Source organism: Paenibacillus sp. W2I17 (genome assembly GCF_030815985.1).
Classification (GTDB): Bacteria; Bacillota; Bacilli; order Paenibacillales; family Paenibacillaceae; genus Paenibacillus.
In genome coordinates, this window is sequence record NZ_JAUSXM010000001.1 from 803,043 (window position 1) to 815,573 (window position 12,531).

Genomic DNA, 12,531 nt, shown 5'->3' on the forward strand with positions numbered 1-12,531 from the left:
TTTTTTGGATCTAATCTACAATATATGTACTTAATGTCATCAAATCTATACCAACGGAAAAAGCATGCAGGTCGGTACCCTGCATGCTTTTTCAGTTGATCAATAATTATAGTTTCAGAATACCTCGATCTAGTGCAGTTGCTACTGCTTGTGACCGCGAATCTACCCCAAGTTTATTGTATATGTTCGTTAGATGAGCCTTGACTGTTCGTTCTCCAATATTCATGTCAAATGCTATTTCTTTGCTTTTATACCCTTTAGCCACGCATTGCAAAATGTAGTTTTCTTTATCACTCAAAAGTTTGACATCTTGCTTGACTTCTTGTTGCGATTTTAATTTAGCAGCCATTACTCGCTCTAGCATCTCCTCAGATAAGAGCATTTCCCCCTGCATTGCAGAATCAATGCTTCTGAACAAGCTTTCTCTGCTTGTATCTTTTAACAAATACCCTTTGGCTCCCAAAGCCAACCCGTTAATCATCAGTTCATCCTCGTTATACGTGGTCAGGATAATAATAGGGATCGTAAGGCCTTTCTTCTTGAATTCCTTCATCGTTTCGAGTCCACTCAGAACAGGCATATTCAGATCCATTAGAATTATGTCAGGCTCAAGCTTTTCAACCTTCTCAAGCGCATCCTGTCCATTTACAGCTTCCCCTACGACTTGATATTTTTCGCTGGTCTCTAATATGAGCTTGAGTCCTTCACGAACTACAAAATGATCGTCCACCAACATAATTTTATAAGGGCTCATGTTGACCTCCTTCATTAATTGTCACCGACATCGTTATGGTTGTACCTTCTGAGCTGCTATCGATCTTGATGTGTCCACCAATCAATCTTGCTCGCTCACGGATTCCAAGTAATCCATAGTGACCAGGTTTCTTTCCGATCGCATCTGGATTAAAACCTTTTCCATTATCTGATATTTCTATCTGAAGTTGATTGTTCGAGACGATAACACTGACTTTTACTACATTGGCATTGGCATGGCGCGCAACATTCGTCAACACCTCTCTGACGATATGAAGACTATGTTCCATCACAACTCTTGATAGTAGTTGATTCAGTTGTATATTCCAGTCTACCTGAATACCCGTTGAATGTCTGAAGTGCCTTACTTCATCTTCGACAGCTTCCTTAAAATCGATATCAGGTGCTGATTTAATTCTAAGGTCATCTATTGCCCTGCGTGCTTCAGCCAGTGTTCTACGTGCTTGCTGCATGGATTGAATTATAATGTTATGAGCCTTTTCCGTATTCCCCTGCATAATGTGCGCGTTGGACGCTTCCAATTGCATAATTAAACCAGCGACTCCTTGGGCAAGAGTATCATGTAAGTCCCTAGCCATTCGCTGCCGTTCATTGGACAATGTAAGTTCTTCGACCTTTTGATGAGCCACTTGCAGTTCATTCAAAAACTTTTGCAGCTTGACTCGCTCATGAACTTGATGAAAAAATAGTATTCCATAAGCTATTACGATAATTAGCATCATCACAAAAATCGGAATGAATACCAGCAGTTCCTTTGTACCTCCGACTGTTAAAGAAGAGTCGAAAAATATGATAATACTAATCAAAGCTATAAATATCACCCTACTTATCCGAAAAGAAAAACCTAAACTTTGGGCAATTAATACGGGGAGCAACCCCACCAACACTGCCTGATAACTTCCAGGGAAAAGTATAGCGCACAGGTAAATTAAGATCCCTTGTATTCCAAAGTAAAACCAAAAATGTCTTTGGCTAACCCGATATGAAATCCAATGCAACGCGGCGTGGAGAACAAACAGTCCCGTAAATACGAAACTACTGATAACTTTAGGATCATCCAAAAACTGAAGTGTAACAGATCCTGCGTATACGAAGATCAACCAAATGAGAATGGGCTTTCTTGTTGCAAATAATTCATGTATAGTCTCAAGTTTATTCTTCTTATTAGTCACCATAATAACCCCAGTCCAAGTTTTATCACCTTAATCTCTTTACGTATATTAGCAAAGATACACTTACTTAATGAAACAATCCAGTACCCAGTGAGCTTGCCTTCATTTGCTCGAAGTTATCCAAGACTTGATTATTAACATTTTCAATATAATGTACAAATTCAATGTTAGGATGGCTTCCTGTACATGCTTGATTACTCCTGTGAAAGCTCAAAACCATCATCTAAATTACAAATTTTCTTGGGTAAAGGTGCATGCAATCTAATTATAGTACTATAATCCATTCACTACATCGCCTAAATGGGTATGTTTGATTGCCCTTTTGGGCAAAACCTTAGGTTTCGTGTTAGCCATAGCTTGATGAAAAAACAGAACTATCAGATGTAGTGATCAAACATGATCTCGATTTGAAACCTGGAACATATCAATTCAATTGTAGCATGTATATGTATACGGAACTATAACTGTCGTTTAATAGCATTTGTAGAACATGCTACACAATAGAGTTGAATAGTGAGGGGGCTCTCCCTAACAATGACAATCAGCACAAAGTAATCTATCTGCATATGTTTCCCCTCCCTTTATCCAAAATTGCATTCTGTATCCTACCCTTTTATTTGCTAAAGTGCTTATTGACGAGTTTATTTTATCCATTTCAAATGGGAATACAGTTCCAGGGGAAACTCTCCCCAGAATTGATGTTGGTCTCTTGATCATAATCCATCCTTTAGCCTGTTAGTCACTCACAAGAGACTCACTACTCACACTTAGATATTCATCTAATCGGAAATGGGAACATGTTCTTGTCCCCAGACAGATGTGTGTGTTGTGTGTGGCTTATCGTGATTCTTTCTCGAAGTAAGGAAATTCCAAAGATCGCCACCAGTCAAAGTCTTTGACGTATCCATCAACATCCGTTTTTTCAACGACTCCTGCCCCTTCATAACCTAAAAATATAAGTGCTTTCAATTGAGCGGCCTCTTCTTATATATTTTTCAAGAACTCACTTATTTATGATATGATTCTCCGGGATAACTGGAGCGGCAAGTTTTAAGGCAACTTACCATAACTTGTGGTACGGTTCGGCGTATTATCTGTAGTGCGAAATCGAAGGCACCCAGTAGGGTGCCTTCGATGTTCTTACTGTCTCTCTTTGGCAAGTTGGATAAACGAACTCAAATCCATCAACCAACCTTGTTGGGACACTCGTTCACTGTAAAGAACGTGCAAGTGCTGCAACAGAGCCGCGGAAATCGGGTCTGCCGTCAGCCGTCCACAAAAGCTCTGTCACAAATGTATGGCGATTCGGATCGTACAGTGGATCTCCTATAATGTTCTTGTACGTTCTTGCGTGGAACACAAATAGCGTCTTTTCGTCGGCCTCTGACACCGTGAAGGAATTATGACCGGGACCATACATAGAGATGCTCTCATCTGTCGAGAAAACCGCTGCTTGCGACTTGCGCCATGAGGTGGCATCTAGCAAATCAGCATCCGCATCGGCTTCAAGCAGGCCCATGCAATAATTGAAATCAGTGGCGCTAGCCGAGTAAGAGAGGAATATCCGATCACCCTTGCGAAGAAATGCCGCGCCTTCGTTCACTTTATAACCAATGATCTCCCAGTCATATTCCGGCATCGAAATCATCGTTTGCGGCCCAGTCAGCGTCCACGGATTGCTCATTTTAGATATATACAGATTAGAGTTGCCTTCGATATTCGAATCCTTTTGTGCCCATACGTAATAACGGCTGCCATTATGCTCAAAGGTAGTGGCATCGAGGGCGAAGCTTTCCCACGCGGTACGAACCTGTCCTCTTTCCGTCCAACTGCCTTCGAGCGGATTGGCATGTTCATTCTCCAGCACGTACATCCGATGGTCGAACAAGCCTTCAATCGTTCCCGTCGTGCGTGCGGCAGCGAAATACACGTACCATTTGTCATCAATAAAATGAAGTTCAGGCGCCCATATATTGGTACTAAGAATACCAGTCTCGCGCTTTCTCCAGATCACTACAGGAGTTGATGTAACAAACTCCTCAAGGTTCTGGGCTCTACGGATTTCAATCCGATCATACTCCGGAACGGATGCTACGAAGTAATAATAACCGTCCGAATGTCGGTACATAAAAGGATCTGCTCTCTGCTCAATTAATGGTTGAATGTCGTGTAACGCTCTTGGCTGGATTTCCATCTTATCACCTGCTTCATCATAATATTTTCTACCCTTTAACAGCCCCTGCAGTCATACCGTCTATGAAATATTTCTGGAAAGCAATAAACAGTATGAAAATTGGAATGATGGAGAAGAAGGAGCCCACGATCAAGAGGTCATAGTTATTGCCATAAGGAGTTAACAACGTTTTCAAACCGATTGGAAGTGTGAATTTACTCTGATCTCCGAGCACCATGAATGGCCACAACAGATTATTCCAGCTATTCATACCATTCAAAATGGCCATTGCCGCAAAGGAAGGCTTCATAATCGGCATAATTAGTCTGAAATAAATCGCATACTCGTTTGCGCCATCAACCCGCCCAGATTGAATAATCTCTTTGGGTATGCTTCTTAGATATTGCCTGAAGAAAAATATTGTCGCGGCATTGGCTATACCCGGCAGAATGATTGCTGAATAGCTATTCACCATTTTCAAATCATTAATTAGGCTGTACAAAGGAACCAGCAGTATTTCGAAAGGCACCATCATAATGAGCAAAACACATATAAAGAGGAAGTTCTTCCCTTTAAAATCATATGCTGCAAAACCATATCCAACAAATGCGCTTACAAAAAGTGTTAAAACTACTTGAACGATTGTTAAAGTCATACTGTTCCAAAACCACACAAAATAATCATGTTCTCCTGTAAACAGATAGATAAAATTGTCAAAACTCATAATACTAAAATCCAAACTTAGGTTAAGACCATATCTAATTAATGATTCACCTGGTTTGAAGGAAGATAGGGCCACTGCATAGAATGGAATCATTATTATAACGAATAGTATAATGAACAAACTAATAATTACTATTCTGGATATGAATTCATTCCTCGTCTGACTTTTGCCCACTTTAATCCTCCTCCTTTTTGAACATTCCACTAAATTTCAACTGCGTTAAATTGATAACCATAGCAATGACTAACAGAATGATACCAACTGCAGCTGCGTAACCCAGCTTATTTTTCTCAATCCCTTGTCTATACAGATATCCAACAATGGTTAAGCCAATATTTTTGGGTGAATTGTTACCGTTAAACATCATCAGGCTCTCGGTAAACATGGCTAACCCTGCATAAACACTAATTGTCGTAACATATACCGTGGTCGGCTTCAATAATGGCATTGTGATCGTTCTAAACTTCTGCCAAGCAGATGCTCCGTCAATTGAAGCAGCCTCATAAAATTCATTGTCAATGCTTTTCAAACCGGATAGATAGTAAAGCATATTAACACCTGTCCATCTCCAACATGCGAGGATTAACAGTGCTGCCATACTCCATTCTCCGTCTTTCAAGAATTTAATAGGCTCTACACCAAATAGACCCAGGAAACTGTTCATTAATGAACCTTCCATTTCACCGAATGTAAGGCGGAAAATGGTACCCGCAACTGCGACAGATGTCAATGCAGGGAGAAAGAACGAAGATTTAAAAAACTCTCTTCCCATCATTAACTTACTGTTGATCATAACGGCGAATAACATGGGAAAGGGAATTAACAACACTAAGGTTCCTAACATGTACACAACGCTATTTTTAATAGCCGTCAAAAACACTTTATCTGTAAGCAATTTCGAATAATTCGCTTCGCCAATCCATTTAGGATCCTGTCCCAACATCTTATCTTGAAAGCTCATTACGAATGAATTTACAAGCGGATAAAACCAGAATATCAAAAATATAAGTATAAATGGCAATACAAAAACATAAGGCGCAACTTTTTGAGAGTATACAAATTTCTTTATCATATTCTCAATCTCCCTTGACTATGGTTAAACCTGCCGACCACATACCTGCCGACAGGTTTAATCAAATCATTTACTTATTATATTTATTTCAATTCTTGTTCAATTGCTTCTTGTGCTTCATCCAGCGCTTCCTTCACGTCTTGGCCATCTTCAAAGATCGCATTCAAAGTAACCGTATTGAAGACATTGCCGATCGTCGGTGACGCTTTAACGGATTTGATTGCTTGAATTTCGTCTTTGATTTCATTCAAAGTATCAAATGCATTTGTTTTAAAGTATTGGACGTACTCGTTATCAGGGTTTTTCGTTACTGCATCATCTTTCCAGACTTCCATGTTGATTGGATCGAATCCAAGCGTATTCCAGATTTCAGTAGTAGCTTCTTTCGAAAGCTTAGCAAAGGCTACAAATTCTTTGGCCAATTGAACGTCTTTACCATTCTTAGTAACAACTGTGCCGGTACCGCCTAAGCCAACGGAACGAGGATTACCTTCTTCAAATACAGGCAATGGAGCGATTGCATACTTACCTTTAAGGTCCTTCATTTCGTTTACAAAGCGGGACATGTACCACTCAGGCATCAATGCACTTGCGTAGTTGCCTTTGTTGTATTCGCCTTTTGCTTCTTCTGTGTCGGGTTGTCCGCCAGGGATCGTATGAATAACATTGTTCTTCTGCAGATCGACCAACATTTCATACGCTTTAATCATTTCAGGCGAGTTAACTTTTGGATTACCATTTTCATCTGTAAAATCAGCGTTTTGCTGAGCTAGCAGCAGCGATGCTTGCCACGTAGCTGATGTATCAGCAGTACCTAAGTACTTGCCAGTCTTTTCATAAACTTTTATGCCTGCTTGTTTGTAATCTTCCCAAGTTTTGATTGTCTTGTAGTCAACACCTGCTTGTTCGAGAATTTCAGTGTTGTAGAAAGCAAGCGTAGCACCTACGTGATAATCAAAGCCATAAACCTGGTCGGCTTTGGAGTAAATCTCGACACGTGAAGGAACAACAACGTCTTTGTATGGTGCAAATACATCATTCAAAGATTCCAGTGGAACGTTGTCACCTTCCAAGAATTTAGGGAATTGACCAAGCTCGATATCCGCGATATCAGGCGCACCTTTTCCGCTTGTAACTGCCAATAAGAGCTTGTTGTGCATATCATCGTAAGGCATAACCGTTACATTTAACTTAATCTGTTTGTCTGGGTTCTGTTGGTTCCATAACCCCAGCATTTTATCTAAATGCTTGCCGTGCAAATCTACGAATGTCCAAAATGACAATTCTGTTGCATTCTCACCGGCATCAGCGCCTAATTGCTGTGTTTCCGTTTTTGAATCAGAAGGATTACCACATGCTGTAAAAACAAGTGACATAATAAGGACCGTAACGATGGAGATTATAGTACTGCGTTTTTTCATTTGTTCGTCATCCTCTCTTTTTTGTTATGCATTTGAAAAGTCGGCTGACTAGTTAGTTCTGTTAATTTAAGCGGGTTCAATCCACCTTGGCACCACCATCCTTAACATAATTCTAACCGTTCAAAGAAAAGACCCCTTCGCAACAATTTCTCAGATTCAATATTGTAAGCGCTTTACATGCCGTATTATAATATAGATGAAATATGCTTTATATAACCAATTGATTATAAAATCATAAAGTTTATGGGGAGATGCAACTTTTTGAAAAAGCTGGCGCTCTACAAACAAATTCGAGAAGATATTCTTCAGAAAATTAAATCAGGGCAGCTTCGACCAACGGACCGCATTCCTTCTGAGCAAGAACTAATGGACGAATTCAGAGTAAGTAAAATAACCGTCAGGAACGCCCTAACCCTACTAGCTGACGAAGGATTAATTATACGCGTACAAGGCAAAGGCTCATTCGTCTCTTCTAGTCTTGTTGTTTCTAGCATCAATTCTCCGCCATCCCCATGCAGCGCGTCCTCCATGCCGCTCATCGGCTTCATCATTCCGACGATGAGGACCCGTGTCATTCAGAAGCTCGTTGACTACACGGAACAATTCCTGCAAGAAGCCGGCTTCAGCATGATACTAAGCATCACGCGCGAGTCCTCCTCTATCGAATCAAACGTCATTCGTACACTAACGGAGCTCGGTGTGAAGGGGCTGATCGTTTTTCCGACAGAAGATGAGAAGTACAACGAATCATTACTGCGTCTGTCGCTCGATAAATTCCCGTGTGTGTTCATCGACCGCTATCTGCGCAATATTGAGACGTACACCATTACATCCGACAATTACGGCGGTGCGTACAAGGCGGTCTCCCATTTGCTATCCAAGAGTCATCAGCAGATTGCGCTCATCTCACCTGAAAATGCCAATACAGCCGTCGAGGACCGCACGCTCGGCTTCGAGCAGGCGTACACAGATCAAGGCATCTCGATTGACAAGCGCTTGTGGTGTCACATTCCTCTCGACATTCTACGCAGCGAGCAAGCATTGGACTATGTAAGCAACTTCTTGCAGAACCACAGTGGAATTTCGGCAGCCTTCTCCTTGACTGAAGAAACAGCACGCCTTACATCGGCCGCTATCAGTCGTCTGAACAATCACTCAAATATCGATTTGCTATCTTTCGATAATCCACATCTTTCAGGCGTAGCTTATGTGCAGCAGGATGAACAGGAAATGGCACGAACAGCCGTAAAGCTGTTACGTGAACAAATGGAAGATATTTATTCTCCTAAGAACGCCGTCATCCCCGTGCAACTCATCTTCCCTTAACACGACAAAGGTTGCAGCCAGGCGATAGATAAACTGGGCATATTGTTTGGTTTTACCGGCGATGTTGTTCATGATTGTCTGCCTAGAAAAGTTAGTCATGATACAAAAAAACTTACTCAAGCAAAATATTCAATTCATTTAACTTTTATCTCGCCACAGGATTCCATCATAATACTATTTAGATAATTACCTAATCCGAAATGACACAATGTTTTTGTCCTCAGCTTGGGACAAGAACATTGTTCCTTAAAGGACAACAACATAGTTCCATTGCCTCTTTTACCTTTAAGTATTCTTTTACTACAACAACAAAAAAAACCGTTAATTATCATATCACATGGTCAATTTAATGAAACAGATCAAATAATTAGATTAGACAGTGACACCTTGTTCCCACTCTTCTTCCAAATGGAACAGAGTTTTTCCCTTTAGAAAACGATTTGAGCCTTATCTCAGCACATTAGTTCCGTCATTATAAAATTTAGATAACAATCTAATCCGCAATGACACAATGTTCTTGTCCTCAGCTTGAGACAAGAACTTGGTTCCTTAAAACAAAAAAGCCGCTATAATAGCGACTTTGAATGGAATAATGTTCTTGTGCCTCGACATGTATCTCTTGCTAATTGAAACTGTGGCTTAGTGACTTGCCCCCTAGTAATTGATGAATCCCCACTTCCAGTTTTGAAGAACCCGGAGGAGTCCATTAGCTGCTCGGTCAGTCAACCACAGATGGCTCAATCCCACATGTTCCTGCGCCCTATCCCATTAATGATATGTTGGCTCGTTTATTGCTGCATTATTTGCGCTTTAATTTGTTCTATTGAAGAGTTTCTTTGGCTATCGATTTGAGTTAATTGAGTATCGTAAATTTGAAGAGCTTGGTCCCTTCTTTGAGTAAGGTCATTCAAATTCGCCTCTAATTGCTTTAACTGCTCATTATCAGCAGGAACACTCCTCGCTTTTAAATCGTTGATACACGCTGAGATCGGTATCAGTGTTTGCTCGAAACCACTAGCAGCAGCTGTACGCATCACCTCAACACTGCTACGAATACATTGAAATAGCTCGCTCATTATGTGGGGGAACAATATAATCTATAATGATTTGCTTTATCTGTCCTTTGAGCTCTTCTGATTTAGCTTCATACTTTTTATTCATTTCATCTGCTTTTTCATTCAACTCATGAGATGCTTGGTCTACCGGCTCGTCTACCGCTCCCTACTCCAAATCCACATTACACATTGACAATTTGGCTTCAATGATTTTATGATGAATTAAAATTCATTCAATAAAGGAGATTCCAAAGTGCCCCGTACACCTGAGCAATACGAGGCTATGCGCCTTGCAACCCGCACCAAAATTCAGACAGCGGCGATGCGGCTGTTTGTTCGTCAAGGATACGGCTCCACCAATGTGCAGCATATTGCCGATCAGGCTGGCATTAGCACCGGTCTGCTGTACCGCCATTACAAAACAAAGGATCAGCTATTCGAGGAACTGGTGCAGTTTGCCATGACCGGACTTGAGACGCTGATCGGGAAATTTCAGATCAGCGATGAGCCTGCTGAGGAACTGGCACGGTTCGCGAACGAGGTGTATCTCGATCTGTCTTCCGGCGATGACTTGGGACACCTCTTATTGCTGATGTCGCAATCCTTCTTCTCCACGGAGACGGACGGTCGGAAAGCGGCTCTCAAGCAGATCAATACCGACCTACTGCAAGCGACTGCCGCGCTCATCGTCCAAGGACAGCGACAGGGAAAGCTACGTGAAGGGAACGCTTATGAGATGGCTCAATAATTTCTTTTCTTCCATTCAGGGGCTGGCGATGATGAAGGTGATGCTGGAGGAAAAATTCACGATGCCGTCGAGATCGCTCTTGACCTTAGTACTCGAAAAGGAAGGTGAAATGTTATGAAGTACTCGGGCGCATTTGAGGTTGTCCGCGCAGACCACGCGGGTGTAGAGGTCAGAAACCAGATGGCGGAGATTTTCGCCGACGGCTTCTCGCAGTGGCTCACGTATTTTTCTAAAGACCGAGATGTCACCGCAAAGGCGTTCGCCCATATGTTCGTGCTAGATCAATTTTATGTGGCTCTCGCTGGCGATCGGGTGGCGGCCTTCGGCGCATGCACGGACTGTCAGAGCTTCTCCCTAGAACTTCAGAGCGCACCGCTCCGCAGGCATCTGGGTTGGTTCAAGGGTTCGATGGCGGCACTCATTCTGAAGAGGGAGTTCCAAAAGCCGTTTGTCGACCCGCCGGCCGAAACGGGATCGGTCGAGTTTATCGGTACTGCCTTATCCTTCCGCGGCCAAGGAGCGGCTTCGGCAGTTATTAAACATATGCTGGTTCATTTGCCGTACCGTAACTATCTCATAGAAGAGGTTGCCGATACCAATGTCCCGGCCATCCGATTGTATGAGAAGCTGGGGTTCACGGAGTACAAACGCAAGTCCCTATCTCCCAGGCAGGCCCGTATATCAGGTATCAATCACATGGTCTCGTTGTGTTTCGAGAAGGCCTAAACGCCACAACAAGCTTGAACAACTTGCGCCGACAACATTTATAAGATCTGCGTATCTTTCAGATAAAAGTTATATTTACTAGGTTCTTAAAATTATCCAAACTATAAAATACCCGAGAACCGATTGAACTATTCTGCCCATTAGTTGAACAAAGAAGCAGCCGATCACATTGATCAGCTGCTTCTTTGTATTATTGAGCTATTGTTTCCCGTTAGTTCAATAAGAACCTAAAAATTCTGTTTGAAGTTCTGTCTCTATAACCTTCTTTTCGAAGGAAACACTATACGCCTTAGCGTTAGGTCTTGAGCTAACTATTTTACTAATTCCTTGTTCTTTGTAATGAATAGCAACCCCATCATCTGTAGCAATCCCTGATTGAATTTTTTTGATTCAATAAGTTTGTGATATGCAGGTCTTCTTTCTATTTCTCCATCGTAATGCGGACAATTACTCCCCTTTAAAAAACTCAAACATTTTATTGGTTCAAGTCCATCCCCATACGAGTCAGTAACCCCTTCTTCAAACCAACAAATGGAACCTGCACTTAACCCAGTTAAAATAACGCCTTGATTCCACGCTTTTCTTAAAATACTGTCTAACCCCCATTCTTTCCACAAAGCTAAAAGGTTTTTAGTATTTCCTCCACCAACATAAACAATATCCTTCTCTAAAATAAAGCTCTCAAAATCCCTTGTCGGAGGTTCAAATAAAGATAAATGAGATGGTTTACATTCTTGCTGATTAAAAAAGTTATAATACCTTGATATATAATTATCAGAATCTCCACTTGCAGTAGGGATGAAGCAAATTTGCGGCTTAACTTTCTTTGCTTGTTTTAATATATACAAATCTAACAATGGATTATCTGGTTCCATTGAGAATCCTCCACCACCAAGAGCAATTATTTGTCTCATCTATGTACTCCTTTCATAAAAAAGTAATAAGTAATTAGTTCTACAAATAATAAACAACCCCTCTTTGAACTATCCTGCCCGTTAGTTTAATGAATTGAAGGGCAAGATGACGATTAGATATATGCCTAACCGGCAATAGGAACATGTTCTTGTCCAATACGGTAATCGGTACAAGTTCTTGTCCTTGGCTTGGGACAAGAACTTGTACCGATAAAATAAAAAAAGTCGCTAAAATAGCGACTTTAATGGGGCCATGTTCTTGTCCCTCGACAAATTTTGCTTAGGGATTGCTTGGACATCTGACCAGTAGAACAATGAAAAGAGACAATTGTGCTGGTGTGGTCATTAAGGGGGATTAGCACTTGTACCCCTCAAGCAAAAAAAGTCGCTAAATTAGCGACTTAAACAACCTATCAAGCTTCCGTT

11 protein-coding genes and 1 pseudogene are annotated in these 12,531 nt (G+C 41.4%); 3 read left to right on the forward strand and 9 right to left on the reverse strand.

Annotated elements, in window-relative coordinates; all coding sequences use genetic code 11:
* Nucleotides 1-106 precede the first annotated feature (106 nt).
* From QF041_RS03625 to QF041_RS03655, 7 genes are all read right to left on the reverse strand, one after another.
* Nucleotides 107-754, reverse strand: coding sequence for a response regulator (locus tag QF041_RS03625; protein ID WP_307411998.1), 648 nt, complete (start codon nucleotides 752-754; stop codon nucleotides 107-109).
* A complete protein-coding gene (locus tag QF041_RS03630; protein WP_307412001.1) occupies nucleotides 741-1,949 on the reverse strand; it encodes a sensor histidine kinase in 1,209 nt (402 codons plus the stop codon). The genes QF041_RS03625 and QF041_RS03630 overlap by 14 nt, the downstream gene beginning before the upstream one ends.
* Before the next feature lie 834 nt (nucleotides 1,950-2,783).
* Complete coding sequence (locus QF041_RS03635; protein ID WP_307417094.1) at nucleotides 2,784-2,915, reverse strand: hypothetical protein; 132 nt, start codon at nucleotides 2,913-2,915, stop codon at nucleotides 2,784-2,786.
* A gap of 241 nt (nucleotides 2,916-3,156) precedes the next feature.
* On the reverse strand, nucleotides 3,157-4,140 hold the full coding sequence (locus QF041_RS03640; RefSeq protein ID WP_307412004.1) for a glycoside hydrolase family 43 protein: 984 nt from the start codon (nucleotides 4,138-4,140) through the stop codon (nucleotides 3,157-3,159).
* A 28-nt stretch (nucleotides 4,141-4,168) separates the two neighbouring features.
* On the reverse strand, nucleotides 4,169-4,987 hold the full coding sequence (locus QF041_RS03645) for a carbohydrate ABC transporter permease (protein ID WP_373461373.1): 819 nt from the start codon (nucleotides 4,985-4,987) through the stop codon (nucleotides 4,169-4,171).
* Nucleotides 4,988-5,018: 31 nt separating this feature from the next.
* The gene (locus QF041_RS03650) at nucleotides 5,019-5,915 is read right to left on the reverse strand and encodes a carbohydrate ABC transporter permease (protein WP_307412009.1); all 897 of its coding nucleotides are present in this window, start codon (nucleotides 5,913-5,915) and stop codon (nucleotides 5,019-5,021) included.
* Between the two features lie 83 nt (nucleotides 5,916-5,998).
* Nucleotides 5,999-7,336 carry an ABC transporter substrate-binding protein gene (locus tag QF041_RS03655; RefSeq protein ID WP_145321645.1) on the reverse strand — a complete coding sequence of 446 codons (1,338 nt, stop codon included), beginning with the start codon at nucleotides 7,334-7,336 and terminating at the stop codon, nucleotides 5,999-6,001.
* A 261-nt stretch (nucleotides 7,337-7,597) separates the two neighbouring features.
* Between QF041_RS03655 and QF041_RS03660 the strand changes: the two genes are divergently transcribed.
* Nucleotides 7,598-8,662, forward strand: coding sequence for a GntR family transcriptional regulator (locus tag QF041_RS03660; RefSeq protein WP_307412012.1), 1,065 nt, complete (start codon nucleotides 7,598-7,600; stop codon nucleotides 8,660-8,662).
* A 788-nt stretch (nucleotides 8,663-9,450) separates the two neighbouring features.
* On the opposite strand, the gene QF041_RS03665 is transcribed toward QF041_RS03660, so the two are convergent.
* Nucleotides 9,451-9,696 carry a hypothetical protein gene (locus QF041_RS03665; RefSeq protein ID WP_307412015.1) on the reverse strand — a complete coding sequence of 82 codons (246 nt, stop codon included), beginning with the start codon at nucleotides 9,694-9,696 and terminating at the stop codon, nucleotides 9,451-9,453.
* Between the two features lie 274 nt (nucleotides 9,697-9,970).
* Between QF041_RS03665 and QF041_RS03670 the strand changes: the two genes are divergently transcribed.
* Together QF041_RS03670 and QF041_RS03675 are read left to right on the forward strand one after the other, a co-directional pair.
* A complete protein-coding gene (locus tag QF041_RS03670) occupies nucleotides 9,971-10,465 on the forward strand; it encodes a TetR/AcrR family transcriptional regulator (RefSeq protein WP_307412018.1) in 495 nt (164 codons plus the stop codon).
* Between the two features lie 114 nt (nucleotides 10,466-10,579).
* Nucleotides 10,580-11,191, forward strand: coding sequence for a GNAT family N-acetyltransferase (locus QF041_RS03675; RefSeq protein ID WP_307412021.1), 612 nt, complete (start codon nucleotides 10,580-10,582; stop codon nucleotides 11,189-11,191).
* A 216-nt stretch (nucleotides 11,192-11,407) separates the two neighbouring features.
* Here the strand turns inward: QF041_RS03675 and QF041_RS03680 are convergent.
* Nucleotides 11,408-12,105 (reverse strand): annotated as a pseudogene (locus QF041_RS03680) (Type 1 glutamine amidotransferase-like domain-containing protein).
* Between the last annotated feature and the right edge of the window lie 426 nt (nucleotides 12,106-12,531).

Coding starts and splice junctions, on each gene's coding strand:
- QF041_RS03625 (WP_307411998.1), bottom strand. CDS start 754: ATGAGCCCTTATAAAATTATGTTGGTGGACGATCATTTTGTAGTTCGT.
- QF041_RS03630 (WP_307412001.1), bottom strand. CDS start 1,949: ATGGTGACTAATAAGAAGAATAAACTTGAGACTATACATGAATTATTT.
- QF041_RS03640 (WP_307412004.1), bottom strand. CDS start 4,140: ATGGAAATCCAGCCAAGAGCGTTACACGACATTCAACCATTAATTGAG.
- QF041_RS03650 (WP_307412009.1), bottom strand. CDS start 5,915: ATGATAAAGAAATTTGTATACTCTCAAAAAGTTGCGCCTTATGTTTTT.
- QF041_RS03655 (WP_145321645.1), bottom strand. CDS start 7,336: ATGAAAAAACGCAGTACTATAATCTCCATCGTTACGGTCCTTATTATG.
- QF041_RS03665 (WP_307412015.1), bottom strand. CDS start 9,696: ATGCGTACAGCTGCTGCTAGTGGTTTCGAGCAAACACTGATACCGATC.
- QF041_RS03675 (WP_307412021.1), top strand. CDS start 10,580: ATGAAGTACTCGGGCGCATTTGAGGTTGTCCGCGCAGACCACGCGGGT.